13 protein-coding genes and 1 tRNA gene are annotated in these 19,278 nt (G+C 36.4%); 6 read left to right on the top strand and 8 right to left on the bottom strand.

What is annotated here, in order from left to right:
- Window positions 1-3: 3 nt before the first annotated feature.
- From glmS to ACFILW_RS03180, 5 genes are all read right to left on the bottom strand, one after another.
- On the bottom strand, window positions 4-1,827 hold the full coding sequence (gene glmS, locus ACFILW_RS03200) for a glutamine--fructose-6-phosphate transaminase (isomerizing) (protein ID WP_375685165.1): 1,824 nt from the start codon (window positions 1,825-1,827) through the stop codon (window positions 4-6).
- Window positions 1,828-2,000: 173 nt separating this feature from the next.
- Complete coding sequence (gene glmU, locus ACFILW_RS03195; RefSeq protein ID WP_375685164.1) at window positions 2,001-3,365, bottom strand: bifunctional UDP-N-acetylglucosamine diphosphorylase/glucosamine-1-phosphate N-acetyltransferase GlmU; 1,365 nt, start codon at window positions 3,363-3,365, stop codon at window positions 2,001-2,003.
- A gap of 14 nt (window positions 3,366-3,379) precedes the next feature.
- The gene (locus ACFILW_RS03190; protein WP_375622469.1) at window positions 3,380-4,168 is read right to left on the bottom strand and encodes a cytochrome c biogenesis CcdA family protein; all 789 of its coding nucleotides are present in this window, start codon (window positions 4,166-4,168) and stop codon (window positions 3,380-3,382) included.
- A gap of 43 nt (window positions 4,169-4,211) precedes the next feature.
- Window positions 4,212-5,201, bottom strand: coding sequence for a carboxypeptidase regulatory-like domain-containing protein (locus tag ACFILW_RS03185; protein WP_375685163.1), 990 nt, complete (start codon window positions 5,199-5,201; stop codon window positions 4,212-4,214).
- A gap of 39 nt (window positions 5,202-5,240) precedes the next feature.
- Entirely contained in the window at window positions 5,241-5,564 is a 324-nt protein-coding gene (locus ACFILW_RS03180) for an iron-sulfur cluster assembly accessory protein (protein WP_273791197.1), read from the bottom strand.
- A 108-nt stretch (window positions 5,565-5,672) separates the two neighbouring features.
- Between ACFILW_RS03180 and ACFILW_RS03175 the strand changes: the two genes are divergently transcribed.
- The 3 genes from ACFILW_RS03175 to ACFILW_RS03165 all read left to right on the top strand — a co-directional run bounded on the left by ACFILW_RS03175 (window position 5,673) and on the right by ACFILW_RS03165 (window position 11,331).
- Window positions 5,673-6,875: a deoxyguanosinetriphosphate triphosphohydrolase gene (locus ACFILW_RS03175; protein WP_375622395.1), complete on the top strand. Its 1,203-nt coding sequence runs from the start codon at window positions 5,673-5,675 to the stop codon at window positions 6,873-6,875.
- A 30-nt stretch (window positions 6,876-6,905) separates the two neighbouring features.
- Window positions 6,906-8,663: an arginine--tRNA ligase gene (argS, locus tag ACFILW_RS03170; RefSeq protein ID WP_375622394.1), complete on the top strand. Its 1,758-nt coding sequence runs from the start codon at window positions 6,906-6,908 to the stop codon at window positions 8,661-8,663.
- 151 nt (window positions 8,664-8,814) lie between these two features.
- Entirely contained in the window at window positions 8,815-11,331 is a 2,517-nt protein-coding gene (locus ACFILW_RS03165; RefSeq protein WP_375685162.1) for an SPOR domain-containing protein, read from the top strand.
- 180 nt (window positions 11,332-11,511) lie between these two features.
- Here the strand turns inward: ACFILW_RS03165 and ACFILW_RS03160 are convergent, their stop codons facing one another.
- Window positions 11,512-11,787, bottom strand: coding sequence for a hypothetical protein (locus tag ACFILW_RS03160; RefSeq protein WP_375622392.1), 276 nt, complete (start codon window positions 11,785-11,787; stop codon window positions 11,512-11,514).
- Between the two features lie 279 nt (window positions 11,788-12,066).
- Between ACFILW_RS03160 and ACFILW_RS03155 the strand changes: the two genes are divergently transcribed.
- Window positions 12,067-13,173, top strand: coding sequence for a branched-chain amino acid aminotransferase (locus ACFILW_RS03155; RefSeq protein ID WP_375622391.1), 1,107 nt, complete (start codon window positions 12,067-12,069; stop codon window positions 13,171-13,173).
- Window positions 13,174-13,278: 105 nt separating this feature from the next.
- Here ACFILW_RS03155 and glpX read toward each other — a convergent pair whose 3' ends face one another.
- Together glpX and ACFILW_RS03145 are read right to left on the bottom strand one after the other, a co-directional pair.
- Window positions 13,279-14,265, bottom strand: a complete 987-nt coding sequence (gene glpX / locus ACFILW_RS03150) for a class II fructose-bisphosphatase (RefSeq protein WP_375685161.1) — start codon at window positions 14,263-14,265, stop codon at window positions 13,279-13,281.
- Between the two features lie 141 nt (window positions 14,266-14,406).
- Window positions 14,407-15,723: a homoserine dehydrogenase gene (locus tag ACFILW_RS03145; protein ID WP_375685160.1), complete on the bottom strand. Its 1,317-nt coding sequence runs from the start codon at window positions 15,721-15,723 to the stop codon at window positions 14,407-14,409.
- A 1,348-nt stretch (window positions 15,724-17,071) separates the two neighbouring features.
- Between ACFILW_RS03145 and ACFILW_RS03140 the strand changes: the two genes are divergently transcribed.
- Both ACFILW_RS03140 and ACFILW_RS03135 read left to right on the top strand, forming a co-directional pair.
- Window positions 17,072-17,146 (top strand) — tRNA-Glu (locus ACFILW_RS03140).
- A 799-nt stretch (window positions 17,147-17,945) separates the two neighbouring features.
- Entirely contained in the window at window positions 17,946-19,160 is a 1,215-nt protein-coding gene (locus ACFILW_RS03135; protein WP_375685159.1) for an NADP-dependent isocitrate dehydrogenase, read from the top strand.
- The last annotated feature ends 118 nt before the right edge of the window (window positions 19,161-19,278 follow it).

Below are 19,278 nucleotides of genomic sequence, written 5' to 3'. Positions count from 1 at the left end.
CTTTTATTCAACCGTGACTGATTTTGCTAAATTACGGGGTTGATCAACATCTGTTCCTAATAAAACAGCCGTATGATAAGCGATTAACTGAATGGGTAAAGCATAAATAATAGGAGAAATAAATTCTGGAACATCTGGTAAAGTGATCGTTGATAAAGTCTTAAGACAAGCTACTTCTGCTCCTTTTTTATCGGTTATTAAAATAATACGACCATTGCGCGCTACCACTTCTTGCATATTAGAAAAAGTTTTTTCAAACCACCGATCATAAGGTGCAACAACAATAACGGGTATTGTCTCATCTACCAACGCAATTGGCCCATGCTTCAACTCACCCGCCGCATAACCTTCAGCATGAATATAAGAAAGCTCTTTCAATTTAAGGGCTCCCTCCAAAGCAATTGGATAAGAAGTTCCACGTCCCAGATAAAGAACACTTTTTGCATTCACCAAATCACGACAAATAGATTCAATTTTTCCTTCTAATTGTAAGACCTCATTTAAAATACGGGGAACTTCTGCCAACTGTTGAACCAATTGTTGTTCCATTTGAACTGTAAGATAACCACGTTGTTTAGCAGCACTAAGAGCGAGTGAAGCAAGCGTTGCCAATTGACAGGTAAAAGCTTTTGTTGAAGCAACACCAATTTCTGGTCCCGCAAGTGTTGGGAGAATAAAATCAGCCTCCCTTGCCATTGTTGATTGTTCAACATTCACAATTGTTGCTGTTTTTATACCCCGTTCACGACAATAACGCAAAGAAGCCAATGTATCCGCTGTTTCACCAGATTGAGAAACAAACAGCGATAACGCATCAGACGTTATAGGAGGTTCACGATAACGAAATTCCGAAGCAACATCATTATCAACACTTAAAGCAGCAAATTTCTCAAACCAATAGCGCGCAACTAAGGTTGAATAATATGCCGTTCCACAACTCGCAAAAAGGAGCCGATGAATATTTTTCCAATCAATCAAATTCTCAAGCGGTCGAACCGCATAATTTCCAAGGTCAAGATAATGAGCCAAATTATGAGAAATTACTTCAGGTTGTTCAAACATTTCCTTGTGCATAAAATGACGATGATTACCCTTAGAAATCAATAAAGCCCCTTCAAGTAATGTCGTCACAGGACGTTTTACCGGTTGGTTGTTAGCATCATAAATTGTGACACCTTCCCGTGTGAGAACAGCCCAATCCCCATCTTCCATATAGCTAATATAATCAACAAATGGTGCCAAAGCAATGGCATCTGACCCCACAAAAAATTCATCTTTTCCATAACCAATTGCCAGAGGTGGACCAGAACAAGCTGCAATCATAAGGTTATCTTCACCTTCGAAAATAAGAGCAAGAGCAAAAGCCCCCTGCAACCTTTTCCAACTAGTACACATGGCTTCTTGCGGAGAAAGACCATCTTTTAATGCACGCGTTATTAAATGTGCAATAACTTCCGTATCCGTTTCTGTTTCAAAGATATAACCATCCTCTATGAGTTCCTTTTGCAATTCTACAAAATTTTCAATAATACCATTATGAACAACCGCAAGCTTTTCAGTCACATGGGGATGCGCATTGCGTTCAACAGCAATTCCATGCGTAGCCCAACGGGTATGACCAATCCCTAAACTTCCCTCCAGAGGTGTTTTTTTTAATTTTTCTTCTAAATGAACAAGCTTCCCCTCAGCACGCATACGATAAAGATGTCCATTATGGACCGTTGCCACCCCAGATGAATCATATCCTCTATATTCAAGACGCTTTAACCCCTCAAGCAAAGAGGACGTAACGCACCTCTTTCCAAGAATTCCAATAATTCCACACATTAAAAAGCTCCAACTCACATCTTAAGATTTAAATCTTATAAAACAATCCAACAGCCTTTATTTAAAACTATAAATAATAAAAATAATTCAAACATGGAGTACGGCAATCTTTAAGAATAAACCTCCCATCCATCGTTAAATCAGCACTAAACAAAGAAATAAACTGAAAAAGATCATTTTTTCTGTTTGTTTTCTGACAAGTTTTTCTTTAACAAACGCTCTCGAAATTGTGTCGCATAGCCCTCTTTTATAACCTGTCGTGCACGCCCAAAAGCCATACTGTTCATAGGAATATTTTCAGTAATAACACTTCCTGAAGCAACATAAGAGCCATCCCCTATTATCAATGGGGAAACAAGTGCCGTATTAGAGCCAACAAAAGCATGATCACCAATCATGGTTTTATATTTGTTAAATCCATCATAATTGCAAGTAATCGTACCGGCTCCAATATTGGTATGTGCACCAATTTCAGCATCACCAATATAACTCAAATGATTGATTTTAGAAGATTCTCCTACCTTAGCTTGTTTGACTTCACAAAAATTTCCAATCTTTACGGACTTCGCCAACTCTGTTCCAGGACGCAAACGTGCATAGGGACCAATTTGTGCATCCGTCCCAACTACAGCACCTTCTAGATAACTAAATGCGTGAACAACAGCACCAGAGTGTATTTTTACGCCTAATCCAAAATAAACATTTGGTTCTATCACCACACCTGGTTCAATTTCTGTATCATAAGAAAAATAGACTGTTTCTGGTTTTAAAATTGTAACACCTGATAACATTAAATTGTGTGCTTTACGTTTCTGCCATAAAGAATCAGCCTGAGAAAGCTCAAAACAGTTATTAATTCCTACAATATCTTCAAAAGGAACTTCAACAACACGCATATCTAATCCTTTGCGTGTTGCAAGAGAAGCAATCTCTGTTAAGTAATATTCTTTTTTCACATTGTTATTACCAACCTTCTCTAAAAGAGAAAGTGCGTGTTTTCCGCGCATAGCGAGTATTCCACCGTTACAAAAAGAAATCTTTTTTTCTTCATCGCTAGCGTCTTTTTCTTCTACGATTGCAATCAATTGACCATTTTTCTCGAGAAGACGCCCATAACCTGTTGGATTTTGGGTATGAAAACCTGCAAAAACAACATCTGCTCCATCAGCAAGCTGTGCACGCATTTGGTGCAATGAATCTTGCTGAATGAGAGGAGTATCACCAAAAACAATAAGAACATCATCCACTCCCTTTTGCAAAGCTAAACGAGCAGACAAAACAGCATGGGCTGTTCCTAAACGCTCTTTTTGTTCAAAAATCATTACATCTTTTACAAATGACTGAACAACGTGCGTAACCTCCTTAGCACCACATCCCACAACAACTGCTAATTGTGAAGAGCCTGCCAATTCTATTTGTTTTAGAACATGGCATATAAGAGGCAATCCAGCAATTTTATGAAGTACCTTAGGCAGAGACGATTTCATGCGCGTCCCCTCACCTGCGGCAAGAACAATAGAAAGACAACTTCTAACCATAAAAACACATAAGACTAACGAGAAAATCCAAAAAAATTCATAATATCGTGCCAACGAATATCTTCAATATAACTCAACGAAGGATAATGTTCTAAAAGCCAAAATGAAAGATCCTGCATAGAACCTGTTAAAAACAAAATCCCTGTAAGAATAAGAAAAACACCAATAATTTTTTCAACTTTTCCTAAATGAATACGAAAAGCGCCTAAAAATCGCATAAAACTGCTCGAAAATAAAGCTGCCAACATAAAAGGAATAGCAAGACCTAATGCATAAACCGCTAAGAGAACAGCTCCCTCTCCCACAGTTTCTTTTGTTCCAGCAAGCGTTATAATAGGACCTAAAATGGGACCAATACAAGGTGTCCAGCCAAAGGCAAAAGCTAAACCTATAATATACGCGCCTAAAGGACCAGCAGGTGTTTTTTTGGTCTGAAAACGCGCCTCACGAAATAAAAAAGCGATTTTGAAAATCCCCAAAAAGTTTAAACCAAAAATAATAATGACAATTCCAGCAGCAAGAGCAAACCAATCACGATAATAACCGATGAATTGACCAATTGTGCTAGCACTGGCACCTAAAGCAACAAAAACAGTCGTAAACCCAAGAACAAAAGCAATAACAGAAGACAATAAAGCCCACCTTATAAAGACTTTCTCAGCAGGCTTTTCTGAACGAAAATCATCAATACCAATTCCTGCCATATAGCACAAATAAGGAGGAACTAACGGCAAAACGCATGGTGACAAAAAAGAGAGAGCCCCAGCAAAAAACACACCAACTGTTGAAATTTCAATCAAAATTCATACCCCGTCTTTCATCATAGTTTACCCCCATGAACAAAGATCAATCCACATCTTCATCAACTCGTTGCATATTTTCTTCATTCGCTACCACACTTATATCTTCATCATGACCAGAAACGACTGAAAAAACTTTTTGATAGATTTTATCTTTATTTTTAGCAATTGCAATATACTCTCCCTCTGCTAACACAAGTGAAACATACGCACCAACTGTTTCATAAACGATATCACCAGAATCATTGGCAAGAGACCAACTTGTATCTGCAAGCGCTTCTCCTCCTTCTTGTCGTACCAGCTTTAAGACAATCTGAGCGGCCTGATGTTCAAGAGTAATTTCTGTTATTTTACCAGCATCCACCTGAATATCCGAACGAGCGGTCGCATTAATAGAACCATAATGGGAAGCAACATGGTAGCGGCCAGCTTTTAAACGCACAACTGATTGGGGTTTAACATTTGATATAATCACTCCCGTATCATCATTTTCTTTTTCATCCTCATAGATAGTGAAACGGAGTTCTTTTTCATTCATTACACCATTGAGCAGTGTTGCATTTAAAATGACACCACCAGCCTCAAGATTAAAGTTTTTTACAAGATTCTGCCCATTTTCTAAACGAATATGGCGCACAGCACTCATATGACCAAATGAGACATGAACAAGATAATTTCCTGGTTCGAGATCAAAACGTGCACTTCCCCCCTTATAGGTTGCCACTAATGGTAATTTATTATCAATCCCTAGAATAGGGGCATAAACCCGCCAGACAAGCCCTTTTTCAATATCCGGATGACTCTTTGTTAATCGAGCCTTCAAAATGAGTTGTGTTTGAGAGGCTAAGTTTTCGTTTTCCTGCTCTTGAGTCTTGACAATAAAACTCCTTGATTGTCCCTGCTGCTGATCTTGCCCTTCTCCTGCTTCAGAAAAAGCACAGTGGCTCCAAGTCAATAAAGCAAGTACCACGCACAACCATACACATCGGTGCACTATTTTTATAAGAATACCCATTTTTGCATTGTTGATCAACATGATCTTTTTTTCAAGAAACAATATCACACAGCCATCATTTTAAATTGAGAAACTTACACCACAACCACATGATGAAACAGCATTGGGATTGTGGATTTGAAAAGACTGTCCCATAAGATCATCAACAAAATCAATCTCAGCTCCTTCCATGAAAGGAAGTGATAGTAAATCAATAAACACAACTGCCCCGTCTTTTTTGAGAACGAGGTCATCTTCACACATTTCAGAAACCAAGTCATATTTATAAGAAAAACCAGAACACCCACCACCTTCAACAGAAATACGTAAGGCTATTTTATCGGGTTCACGCAAAAGTATCTGTGCAATTTTTTTAGCAGCAACATCTGAAATTTTCACATTCATTTTATATATCCTTGCATTAAACCATCAAGAAAGAGTATCCCACACTTACAGAGCAGTTTATTTGTCATAAACCACTCTCAATTTTAAGATGATAATGGACAGCTTGCAATGGATATAGGAAATATCAACTTCAATTACCAATCTCGCGCAGTATACAGTGCTCATCCACAAACAAGCCGTGGTCGGTTATACTATGAAACAATGAGCACTACACGCTCACCTTTTCAACGAGATAGAGATCGTATTATCCATTCTAATGCATTTCGACGTCTTAAACATAAAACACAAGTGTTTATTGCTGATGAAAGCGATCATTACCGTACTCGTCTAACCCATTCCATAGAGGTTTCTCAAATTGCAAGAACATTAGCCCGTGCCCTGTGTCTTGATGAAGACCTTGCCGAAGCCATTGCCCTTGTTCACGACTTTGGACACACACCCTTTGGCCATGCTGGAGAAGATGCTCTTAATGAAGCCATGGTACATTATGGCGGCTTTGATCATAATGCACAAGCATTACGCATTGTCACAAAATTAGAACAGCGCTATGCAAATTTTGATGGACTTAACCTTACATGGGAAACCCTCGAAGGACTTGTAAAGCATAATGGTCCCCTTTTAGGTCCTCACGCAAAGAATAAGGAGGTTCCTATCGATATTTTACAATACAATGCAAAGCAAGACCTTGCACTCGATTGTTTTGCAGGGCTAGAAGCGCAATGTGCTGCTATTGCAGATGATATCGCATACAATGCGCATGATATTGATGATGGTCTACGTTCGCAATTTTTAACACTCGATCAATTTGAACATGTTCCACTAACAGCAGCAATATTAAAAGATATAACAGATGAGCATCCCCACCTCGACCAAGCGCGTCGCGGTTACACACTTGTACGAAGACAAATAACAACCATGGTTGAAGATGTTATCAAACAATCACAAGAAAATTTAGCACGCATCAAACCAACCAGCATAAACGATATTCACCAAGCAAAACAAACCATTGTCACCTTTTCACCGACAATGACCGTTTATGAAAAAGAACTAAAAAACTTTTTATTTAAAAATCTTTACTACCATGAACAAGTTCTTAGTCGTCGCAATGCAGCAAAATGCATTGTACAAAAATTATTCAATTGTTATTATGAAAATCCAAATACAATGCCTGAAAGTTGGCAGAGCAAAACAGTGCACTTAAAAAATCAAGAATTAGCACGTTTGATTGCTGACTTTCTTTCAGGCATGACGGATCACTACGCTCTACGTGAATATCAGCGTTTATTTGACCATACAGATAATTTCGTTTAATGGCTTTTGGCATCATCATGGAAGCTAAATATGAATATCTTTAAAAACTTCGAAAAAAAAATTAAAAGATCAATTGAATTATCTGATATAAAAGGAAAAAATGGAGAAGATCTAGATTTATCAAAAATCACTGTTGATCCTCCGCGTGATTCCTCCCATGGTCATTTATCAACCAATGCTGCTATGGTGCTTGCAAAATCTATTGGGCTCAATCCCCGTGCACTTGCCGATAAAATCATAGAACTTCTTAAAAATGATTCCTCTATCGAAAATATAGATGTTGCCGGTCCTGGTTTTATAAATATAAAGCTTACAAAATTATTTTGGCAAAATGCTATAAAATCCATGCTTGAATTAGGCACTTCTTATGGTCGTATTCCAATGGGACAAGGAAAACGCGTCAATGTTGAATATGTCTCAGCAAATCCGACAGGACCAATGCATGTAGGACACTGCCGTGGAGCGGTTGTTGGGGATGTTCTCTCCAATTTGCTGCAGTTTACGGGCTATAACATTACAAAAGAATATTATATCAATGATGCTGGTCAACAAATCGAAGTCCTCGCCCACTCTGTACTATTGCGCTATCGTGAGGCTCTTGGGCAAAAAATTAATGAAATTCCAGAAGGACTCTATCCTGGAGAATACTTGATACCATTGGGTCAATCGCTTGCTCAAGAGTTTGGTGACCAACTCCTCACGATGGATAAAGATGAAGCCTTATCTCTTGTGAAAGAACGTGCAATTCATGCAATGATGTCCATGATTCGCGAAGATTTGGCTGCTCTTAATATTTATCATGATATCTTTTTCTCTGAGCGAATGCTTTATGCAGATAATGCACGCGCCATTCGTAACACCATCAACGACCTCACTTTAAATGGTTATATCTACAAAGGAAAACTCCCCCCTCCCAAGGGACAAAATATAGAAGACTGGGAACCAAACGAACAAACTTTATTCCGTTCAACAAATGTCGGTGATGACCAAGACCGTGTTTTAGTCAAATCTGACGGTTCTTACACTTATTTTGCTGCTGATGTTGCTTATTTTAGGGATAAATTTAATCGTCATTTTGATGAAATGATTTATATTCTAGGCGCAGACCATGCTGGCTATGTAAAGCGGCTAGAGGCAATGGCAAAAGCAATTTCTGGGGATAAAGCTAAATTAAGCGTCTTCTTGTGTCAATTGGTAAAACTTTTTCGCAACGGTCATCCTGTACGCATGTCAAAAAGAGCAGGATCTTTTGTCACGCTACGCGATGTTGTCGAGGAAGTTGGTCGTGATCCTGTACGTTTTATGATGCTATACCGTAAGTGTGAAGCGCCTCTTGATTTTGACTTTGCAAAAGTAACAGAACAATCAAAAGATAACCCCATCTTTTACGTACAATATGCAAGTGCACGTTGTCACTCAGTCTTTCGTCAAGCACAAGAAGCGCTTCATATTAAAAGCTTTTCAAATGATACATTGATTGCCCATCTTCATCGATTAACAGATGACCATGAAATATTGTTAATACGCAAACTTTCTGAATATCCACGTATCATTGAACAGGCCGTAGTTCATAAGGAACCGCATCGATTAGCGTTTTATCTTTATGACCTTGCTTCCAGCTTTCACACCCATTGGAATAAAGGGAGTGAAAATCTCAATTTACGCTTTATTCAACCTGATGATAAAGAATTATCCTTTGCAAGATTGGGATTGATACAAGCTGTTATCAATACTTTATCATCAGGGCTTACCATCATAGGAGTCGAAGCCCCCATAGAAATGCGTTGAAAAAGTTCTATAAATACATACAATAGGTACTCTATTGATAAACTTTTTCATGTATCCTTGCATGAGAGGGGGAAAATTTATAATTTTAATATAACAAATCAAAATCAACCATTGATTGCACGTAAGTGCAAACCATCATGTGAGAAAAGCTATGAGCGATAACGATCGCAAAAATCTACACGAAACAAAACACGATCATGAACACCATGATCCCTTAGAAAGGCTTACGCGCATTTTTAATCCGCACAAACAAAGCGGAAACAAAAATGAGCAATCTTCTTTAAAAACAGATCGATCAACATCTCACCCTGAAACATCGCCCCATGATAATGATTTTGATTTGTCCTTTCTAGAAGAGGAACTTGAAAATAATTTAGCACATGACTTACCGTTCAATGATCAAAAAAAACAATGGGACTTGCATGCAATCAGCAACGCAACAGCCTCAGATATTGCACAAGCTGCTTCTTTCAACCATTCAAAACGAAATAATTTATCTAAAGAGAAATATTCTTCACCTAGCAGCCATGATGAAGAACAAATTTTAGATGCACTTTCTCCATTACCAATCCCAAAGAATCAATCACCTCAACAGAAAACAACAGCAACCAGTGCTAATCCTTTTCTTGAAAAAAGTAATCTTATGTCACAATCAGAATCAGAAAATTTCTTTTTTGATAAATCTGAAAGGCGCGAAAATAAGAGAGAGATGCCTGAAGATGTTGAACGAACCAATCGTTTTTCACAAATAAATTCACAACAACCTGAGACTACGAATATACAAAAAACTTATGATGACAATCAAAACTTCTATGACACTCCTATAAACCATCCCTATAAAATTTCAGCTGATCAAGAAAATTTGATTAAAAAAGATTATCCTGATGTCTCCTTTTCTACAGAGGAAAATGAGTTTTTCTCATCTTCTAATCTTGAGTCAGAAAAACAAAACACTGCAAGAAATCAAACAACAAGTACCTTCTCCTCACCTTTAGATTCTCCACCAGTTGATAGACAATCTTATTTAAAGGGGGCTTCACAAGAAGATCATACAACCAATTATCCCCATTTTTTTGAAGAAAACCCCTCACAACAAGAAACTTATAGCGAAAAAGTTCCGATATATAATGAAGCTCAAACCCAACACATCAATAACACTGAAAATATCTCTAACCTAAACAGAGAAATTTCATATAACAAAAATAATTTAGATGAGTTTCTTTCCTCATCAGCCTCCCTCAATACAAAACAAACGGATAGCTTTTTTGCCCATAACTATACGGGCAGAGATACTCCTCCTCCCACTGTTGATACTTATAAATTTTCAGAGGAAATCGTAGAAAAAACTGGCCCTATTATGGTTCCAGAAGTCCCGTATGAAGCCCCAGAATATGATGTACCGACTGGTAGTAGTTTAGAAGAAGAATTTGCTGACGTGCTCAATGTAGGAAATGTCCCAACAGACAATTTTTCTCAAAGACAACAGAAAAATGAGTTTTTTAATGAAATTTTTCAACAAACTATGCAAAATTCAAAAGAAGGTGTTCATATAAACTCTAAAGAACAAAATGCCAACTATTTTTCTGCTGCCAATATGGAGTACAATTCTCCCTCTTTTACCGAGAATTCACCATATACAAGCTCAGATGAGGTTTCCACACCTCCATCAGCTCCTCCTCCCTTAAAAAGTTTTATTTTTGGTAAAACTTTCATTAAAGGTTTTTTTATACTTATTTTAATAGGAATTGGGTTTGCTGGTTATTCTCACTTTTTTATGCCATCACAAAAAAATGAAGAAACGGTCATTATCCACGCTGATAATACGCCTTTTAAATTCAAACCAGAAACAACTGACACGAAAAATGATGTTGCACATAATTTAGATATCTATAAACAAACAACTGAACAAAATGAGAAACAAGAAAATACACAACAATTTCTTATTGATAACTCTGAACAACCTGAAAATTTAAAAGAATTAAACCCTGAAGAATCTTCAAGCGTTTCCTCATCGTCTTTAAATGAATCTGATGTTGAAGATGCAGTCACAGAAGCCATAAATCATACTATTCCAATGCGAGAAGTACAAACTGTTATTGTCAATCAAGATGGTACAGTTACACTAGCCCCTGCGCATCAAACAAACAGCAAAACTGCTGCTCAATCTGAAGAAAGCATTGATCAAACTTCTAATGAACTTCAAGATTCGTCCCTTGTTTCGTCGCATGATTCTGATATAAACGATCAAGAAAGAGATCATGATCTCAAAAATAATATTGATAAAATAATCGCAGAAAATAATTCTAGCTCAAATATTGAAGAAAAATTTATTCCTATTCCTTCTCATGCAGAAAGAAATACACAAGTTGAAACGCCTGCCGCGTCTCGCCCCACATCACCAAACAGAGTCGCAGCACAAAATTCAGAAAGTTATTACGTACAACTTGCATCTCAACCAACGCATGAGCTCGCTAGAAATTCGTTAAAAAATATGAAATCTAAATTTGGATTCCTTATCGGGGCCCGTTCTTTAAATATTCAATCCGCTTTTATACCAGGAAAAGGTACTTATTACCGTGTTCGGATTCAAGCGCAAGACCGTAATGAAGCCATAATCCTTTGTGAATCCATTAAAAGTTCTGGTGGAAGCTGCTTCATCACACGCTAAACCAATAATGCAGCGGTTTTAACAACCGTTGCATTATTTATTTCCATACCATTTAATTACTTATCAAAAACTTCAGAAATTAAAATCGTCCAATCTTTTTCGCTTATCTGTTTGCACTGACTTTATTCTTTAATCTACGTCGATTTTCGCCCTATCTAAAAAATTATATTTATGAAAAAATCACTGCGTACCCTTATAGGTATAAGGTACAGAAGGGAGCGAATTTAAATCTTTTTGGGGCGTCGTTACAGTCTGACTTGTTTCTGGAGTATTATAATGCGAAATATGTTCAGGAGATTTCGCAAAAAAAGATCCTAAAAAACCAAAAATAAACCAGATAATAACCATCGCAAGAAGAATAGCAAAAATACCCTTAGCGATTGAAACACGCTGTTCACGATCTTTTCTTTCTTCTGCCATACGTTCTTCAAATGTGTGATAATTTTTATCAATCATAGTGGATTCCTTTTCTCGATTCCCTTACCTTTAAATTTCTAGAAAATATGAAATTATTCAGATACTTATTTTGAGAAAACGATAAATATAGATAAAGGTTCCAGATTACTTCATAAAGTTGAGAAAAAGAGCCCAGAATAGAAGCAAAAATATCGACCACTGCCTCTGAAATCTATAATAAAACATTGACACAAAGGTTTTGCTAATAATAGAGTTGTGATCAAAAGATCTCATTATTTTTATTAATAAAAAATAAAACATACTCAAAAGGTTTTTCTTATGAAATCTCCCATATCGTCACTTCCCTTTAAAACCGAAAAACATCCATCACCTCTGTCAGAAGAAAAACGGGAAAAAATTCTAAAAAATCCCGGTTTTGGTCAATTTTTTACAGACCACATGTGTACCATTCAATGGACTAAAGACAAAGGCTGGCATAATGCCATTATTTCTCAATACAAAGCTTTAGAAATTAGCCCTGCAAGTACCGTTTTGCATTACGGACAAGAAATTTTTGAGGGTTTAAAAGCATATCGTGCAAAAGATGGACGCATTTTGCTCTTCCGTCCTGATGCCAATGCACAACGGTTTATAGAATCAGCGAGGCGTTTAGCTATGCCAGCATTACCAAAAGATATTTTTCTAGATGCCGTTCATCAATTAGTCAAAATTGATCAAAAATGGGTCTCCGATCATCCCAATGCTAGCCTCTATATACGTCCATTTATGTTTGGCAATGAGAACTTTTTGGGAGTTCGCCCTTCTCAAGAATATCTTTTTTGTATCATAGCCTCTCCAGTTGAATCCTATTTCAAAGGAGAAGAAAAATCTGTCAGCGTCTGGATTGAAACAGATTATAGTCGAGCCGGTCCAGGAGGGACAGGGGCTGCCAAATGTGGTGGAAACTATGCAGCAAGCTTACTTGCACAAAAAAATGCAACTGAAAACAATTGTAGCCAAGTGCTCTTCCTTGATATGGTTGAACATAAATGGATTGAAGAACTTGGTGGTATGAATGTCTTCTTTATTATGGACAATAATACACTCATAACCCCTCCACTTAATGGAACGATCCTTCCAGGAATAACACGTCATTCACTCTTAGAATTAGCAAAACAAATGGGATTAAAAATAGAAGAGCGTCCTTATTCTTTTAAATCTCTTCAAGAAGATGCAAAGAGTGGACAACTTAAAGAAGTCTTTGCTTGTGGTACAGCTGCCGTTGTCACATCAATTGGCCGCTTTAGACATAAGGGGGGAGAATTTATTATCGGAAATGAAACAGTTGGAGAAATTACAAAGCAGCTTCGTACACAATTGGTTGGCCTTCAAAAAGGGAACATAGAAGATAAAAATGGCTGGGTGCATTCTGTGCAGCTCTCATAATAATAAGGGTATTCTCATATCTATAAACGCTTCCATGAAAGCAGATTCATGGAAGCGTATTTCCTAAAAAACTTCCTTTATTTTTAGTGACAAAAAAAGAAAACATTAATCAAATTTTGAATGATCTCTATGCTGTGCTTTAATATTACGAACTGTACCCGTATGGGAACGCATCACGAGAGTTTCCGTTTGAATGTAGCGAGGTGTAAATTTAACACCAGAAAGCATATTGCCATCTGTCACCCCTGTTGCTGAAAACAAAACATCACCTTTTGCCATTTCTTCCATTGTATAAACCTTATTGGGATCACTAATCCCCATTTTAGCAGCACGGGCAATTTTTTCTTCTGTATCAAGCAGCAAACGGCCTTGCATCTGTCCCCCAATGCAACGCAAAGCAGCAGAAGCTAAAACACCTTCAGGGGCTCCACCAATCCCCATATAGATATCAATACCTGTTTCTTCTGGATCAGTTGTATCAATAACAGCAGCCACATCTCCATCACCAATCAAGCGAATTGACGCCCCTGTCGTTCGTACTTCATTAACCAATTTTTCATGACGAGGTCTATCCATAATACAAACAACAATCTGATTAACAGCCACTCCTTTAGCCTTTGCAAGAGCATGGATATTATCGGTAGGACAAGCGTCTATATCGACTACTCCCTTTGGATAACCAGGACCAATAGCAATTTTATTCATATAAACATCAGGGGCATAAAGGAGATTACCCTTTTCAGCAATTGCAACTGCTGCCAAAGAATTGGCAATATTTTTAGCACAAAGTGTTGTTCCCTCTAGTGGATCAAGTGCAATATCGATCGCCAATCCACTTTGAAGACCTACCTTTTCTCCAATATAAAGCATAGGCGCTTCATCCCGCTCACCTTCACCAATCACCACTGTACCATCAATAGGTAATCGATTAAGTTCCTGCCGCATTGCATCTACAGCAGCTTGATCCGCTGCCTTTTCATCGCCACGTCCGCGCCAGCGTGCAGCAGCAACAGCAGCACGCTCAGTGACACGTACCAATTCAAGCGTCAAAATACGATCAAGTCCATTTAAAATCTTCTGAGTTGTGGGCATATGAGAAATCCTACCGAATGAATACCAGAAAAAATATGAGTACTTATTAAGCACTAAGAATAAAGCTTTGGCAAAGATAAAAACTTTTCACAAGAGATAAAAGCACTCAAGCTTGCCTTTTTGTTATTATTAAAAAAGTTATCAATTCTCTGCCATCCGTTCAATACGAATAAATTGAGATTTTGCAATAAGATGTCCATCTTTTTCAATTTCTGCAAGTGCTTGTCGTACATTCACCTCTGTTGTTTCATGCGTAATTAAAATAATTGTTTTTTCAATTTGATCTTCTACAAAAGATCTTTGAACAATCGACTCCAATGAGATATGATTATCAGCCATATGCCTTGCGACCGCGGCAAAAACACCAGTACGATCATGAACATTTAAACGAATAAAATAACCACCTGCATGATGCGAAATACGTGCTTTTTTATGAGGAGCAAGTTCTAATGCTGGACGTCTTAAAACAGGTGCATACTGAAAACCAGAACGCGCTTTTGCTATATCAGCCAAATCACCAATAACGGCTGATGCTGTTGCCTTTCCTCCGGCGCCAGGACCCGAAAACAGTAATTCACCTAATAAATCACTTTGAATAGAAAGAGCATTGGTTACACCATTTATCTGTGCAATCATTGAGGATGCTGGTACCATTGTTGGATGAACGCGTTGCTCTATTCCAGAATCCGTTTTTAATGCAACCCCTAAAAGCTTAATCCGATACCCCAATTCATCAGCTGCTCGAATATCAATTTGCGAAATATTATGAATTCCTTCAACATAAACATCATCTAACGAAACAGCTGTTCCAAATGCCAAGCTTGTCAACAAAGCTAATTTATGAGCAGTATCATTTCCCTCAATATCAAAAGTTGGATCTGCTTCAGCATACCCAAGTCTCTGTGCATCTGCTAAACAATCTTTAAATGAAAGACCTTCCGTAAACATGCGTGTTAATATATAATTACATGTTCCATTGAGAATACCATAAATTCGCGATATGCGATTACTGACAAGTGATTCTCTCATCGCTTTGATGACAGGAATTCCCCCTGCAACAGCTGCTTCAAAATGAAGAAAAACACCTTTTTTTTCTGCAATTATAGCCAGCTCTACGCCATGTTGAGCAAGAAGAGCTTTATTGGCTGTTACAACATGATGTCCCGCCTCAAGCGCTCTCTTAACAGCGGTATACACCACATCCAATTCACCACCAATTAACTCTACAAAAACATCAATCTCATCAGAAGCAGCCAACTCCACAGGTGAATCAAACCATTTTATGCCACTGAGATCAATTCCACGATTGCGGCCTTTATCGCGTGCACTAACAGCAACGACTTTGATGAATCGCCCACATTGACAAGCTAAACTATTCGCTTTTTCACATAGAGCTAGAACAACTGAAGTACCAACCGTACCAAGTCCCGCAACACCAACTTTTAAAGCTTCTGCCATTATTAACCACTGATCCCTATCTTCATTGAAAAATCGTTTAAATGATGAGCCAATCAACACAAAGAATATCTATATCCATAAGAACAAAAGAAATATCCCGCTCTATTCACTTTATTTTCTCCAATAGAATTATCCCCGCTTATTCAATCAACATTCCTAAAAATATAATATTTATTGTCTTCAAAGATTTCAGAATCTTTATAAAATATTTAATTCAGAATGAAAATCTGTAAAACAGATAAATGCAAGTTGCCATAAAGAAAAGTTCTAAAAAATAATCAATAACAATTTAAAGAATATTGAAGACTTAGTAAGAAAGAATAAAAATATCTCTTCTAAATCGACAAATATGGAACAAAAAACATTCTTTCATATGATAAATTAAGAGAATGAATAAAATAAAGTAGATCAGTCAATAATAACACATTTCTTCCTACCATTCCATAGCTTTAAATATAAATCTTTAATGCAAAATCTTAACGCACTCATATATCAAAATAGAACCTTACATTAAAGTAAAAAACAAGACTTAATATGCGCACACCATAATTCTGAAATATTATAAATATAGAGAATAAATTTTCAAAATTCGAATATTTTATCTCAACTTATTGCCACCTCTTTAAAAAACTAGCGAATTGAAATGAGAAAAAACTCAATCTACCCTTTATCCACGCTAATTCATTTTCAAATCAAGAACCTTCTCAATATATAAAAGAGCCAATGAAGGTTTTTTAATCTTAAATTTATTACAGACATATAAAAGTAAATATAAAAAATATTTTTAATATATTCTATAAAAATTGATTTAATATTTTCACTTTTATTATACATATATCTATTTATATTTTGTTAAATTGCAAATAATCTATGGATTATTCATAAAAAAAACTTTTGTATGATTGGTATTATTTGTTAATTTGCTAATAAATATTGTATTTCTACTTCATAAATTATACAGTTTTTGCTTTATGATAAGCTCAAATGAGAAATCTTCCGTATAAAGGCTCTTTCAAGCAAGTTAAATAATATTCTCATGTGACAACAAAGATAACAAACGATAAAATATGTAAAAAATAAATACATTTAAAATGCTGTTTTGATCATTTTTGCCTACTTTTCAAACTGAAAATAAATGCAAATATCATTTGCTGAGATGATACCCACATAAAAACTTTCTATCAATGATGATAACTTTACATTTTTTCTACAAAAAATCTTAGAAAATAAGATGATTTAAACAAGAGTTTTTCAAAAATTATTCAATAAAACACACTTTTTTCAAAAAAAATGACACAGAGGGCTTGCGAAGTAAAAAGATCCTCTCTATAAGCCTCATCATTGGTTTGCGCCCATCGTCTAGCGGTTAGGACATCGCCCTTTCACGGCGGAAACAGGGGTTCGATTCCCCTTGGGCGTACCATGTTTCTTTTTACTGTACACAATCTATTGATTTTATAGATCTTTTTTAAAGGTACGGGGTACGTGGATAAAAGTTAGGGAATAAGATTTTAAAAGGAATCTCTTTATAAAAAGGATACAAGAATCATTAATCATTAGGTGATTAATTTCTTTGTTGCATTTCGAGGATAGTGCTTTACTGCGCACAGTTAATAACAATAAGAATCTATAAAATATAAGAATTAGAGTATTCTAGTTCGCGATACGGTAATTTTATAAATCATATTCTTGCGTATGCTGTTAATTTTTAAATTAAAACCAGCCGCATCATTTATACGTTTTTTCCAACCCTCAAAACTGAAGTTTATCCCAAACGCATTTTACATGAAGCATTTCTAATTACAGTACCTTTGTTATCACATTAAACTTTTTATAAATAAACAAACCGTAATCTTAGAGTTGAAATAGCGATATAAAAAATAGATGCTTATTCACCTCACACAACAAATCAAGAAACTATAATTCAGAATACGATCAAATTATTAAATGGAATCTCTGATAATAAAAACGCATAATCCCCATCCCTCGGTGATCTAACTACCTTATCTATTAAACAGATTCTTCATCAATCATAGAATACTTATAGATTTATAAACACATCACTTCTTTTCAAAGATTAAACCCTCCAACAAAATTTTACACTCTATTGATAATATATTCTAAAAGCTCATATTTGAATGCTTTTTTCCCTTGTTTTTACTTTTCATTATAAACTTGAAAGTGTTATAAAGTCGTATCGCTTAAAAGAAAAAGGATTTCTAATGGTAAAGATCAAAGTAGAAAACCCCGTTGTTGAACTTGATGGGGATGAGATGACCCGCATCATCTGGAAATATATCAAAGATAAATTAATCCATCCCTACCTCGATATTGATCTAAAGTATTATGATCTTTCCGTCGAAAATCGTGATGCAACCAATGATCAAGTAACAATCGATTCTGCCAATGCTATCAAAGAATATGGAGTTGGTATAAAATGCGCAACCATCACACCTGATGAGGCACGCGTTAAAGAATTTAACCTAAAAAAAATGTGGAAATCACCTAATGGTACAATCCGCAATATTTTAGGAGGAGTCATTTTTCGCGAACCCATTATCTGTAAAAATGTCCCTCGCCTTATTCCTAACTGGACAAAGCCAATTATTATAGGACGTCACGCTTTTGGCGATCAATACAAGGCAACAGATTTTAAATTTCCAGGAAAAGGGAAATTAAGTATTAAATTTGTAGGTGATGACAATCAAGTTATTGAACATGATGTTTTTGATGCTCCAAGCGCAGGGGTTGCCATGGCTATGTATAACCTTGATGAGTCAATTCGTGCTTTTGCCCGCGCATCCTTTAATTATGGACTACAACGGAATGTTCCAGTTTATCTTTCAACAAAAAATACCATTCTAAAAGCTTACGATGGTCGTTTTAAAGATATATTTCAAGAAATATTCGATACGGAATTTAAAACTGAATTTGACAACCGTAAATTATATTACGAACACCGTCTTATTGATGATATGGTTGCTTCTGCATTAAAGTGGTCAGGTGGATACGTATGGGCATGTAAAAACTATGATGGTGATGTCCAATCTGATATTGTTGCCCAAGGCTTTGGTTCTCTTGGTCTGATGACTTCTGTTCTCATGACACCTGACGGTAAAATTGTTGAAGCAGAGGCAGCACACGGCACCGTAACACGCCATTATCGTCAGCATCAAAAAGGTGAAGAAACATCAACAAATTCTATTGCATCCATTTTTGCATGGACGCGTGGACTGGCACACCGTGCTAAACTAGATAACAATGAGAAATTAAAAAACTTTTCCACGACATTGGAAGAAGTTTGTATTAAAACCGTCGAAGAAGGTTTTATGACTAAAGATCTCGCACTTTTGATTGGACCTAAACAAAAATGGCTTTCTACAACAGGTTTCCTCGATAAAATTGATGAGAAACTCAAAAAGGCAATGGACAATTAAGTTATTACTTAAATTAAAAATTCAAAGCTCTGTTTAGAGCTTTGAATTTCTCTTGGCAAATTCAAAGAAGTACCTTATAAGTAAAAAGAGGATAAATTTTTATTAAATAGCAAAAAAC

The organism is Bartonella sp. TT110JLCBS (assembly GCF_042193405.1).
Taxonomy (GTDB): Bacteria; Pseudomonadota; Alphaproteobacteria; order Rhizobiales; family Rhizobiaceae; genus Bartonella.
This window is presented reverse-complemented; position numbering and strand designations above follow the sequence as displayed.

Bases quoted from the DNA above. Each gene is read 5' to 3' on its own strand.
- ACFILW_RS03145 (WP_375685160.1), bottom strand. From the start codon at position 15,723: ATGGCAGAAGCTTTAAAAGTTGGTGTTGCGGGACTTGGTACGGTTGGT.
- glmU (WP_375685164.1), bottom strand. From the start codon at position 3,365: ATGGTTAGAAGTTGTCTTTCTATTGTTCTTGCCGCAGGTGAGGGGACG.
- ACFILW_RS03165 (WP_375685162.1), top strand. From the start codon at position 8,815: ATGAGCGATAACGATCGCAAAAATCTACACGAAACAAAACACGATCAT.
- ACFILW_RS03160 (WP_375622392.1), bottom strand. From the start codon at position 11,787: ATGATTGATAAAAATTATCACACATTTGAAGAACGTATGGCAGAAGAA.
- ACFILW_RS03155 (WP_375622391.1), top strand. From the start codon at position 12,067: ATGAAATCTCCCATATCGTCACTTCCCTTTAAAACCGAAAAACATCCA.
- ACFILW_RS03185 (WP_375685163.1), bottom strand. From the start codon at position 5,201: ATGTTGATCAACAATGCAAAAATGGGTATTCTTATAAAAATAGTGCAC.
- ACFILW_RS03180 (WP_273791197.1), bottom strand. From the start codon at position 5,564: ATGAATGTGAAAATTTCAGATGTTGCTGCTAAAAAAATTGCACAGATA.
- glpX (WP_375685161.1), bottom strand. From the start codon at position 14,265: ATGCCCACAACTCAGAAGATTTTAAATGGACTTGATCGTATTTTGACG.
- ACFILW_RS03135 (WP_375685159.1), top strand. From the start codon at position 17,946: ATGGTAAAGATCAAAGTAGAAAACCCCGTTGTTGAACTTGATGGGGAT.
- argS (WP_375622394.1), top strand. From the start codon at position 6,906: ATGAATATCTTTAAAAACTTCGAAAAAAAAATTAAAAGATCAATTGAA.
- ACFILW_RS03175 (WP_375622395.1), top strand. From the start codon at position 5,673: ATGGATATAGGAAATATCAACTTCAATTACCAATCTCGCGCAGTATAC.
- glmS (WP_375685165.1), bottom strand. From the start codon at position 1,827: ATGTGTGGAATTATTGGAATTCTTGGAAAGAGGTGCGTTACGTCCTCT.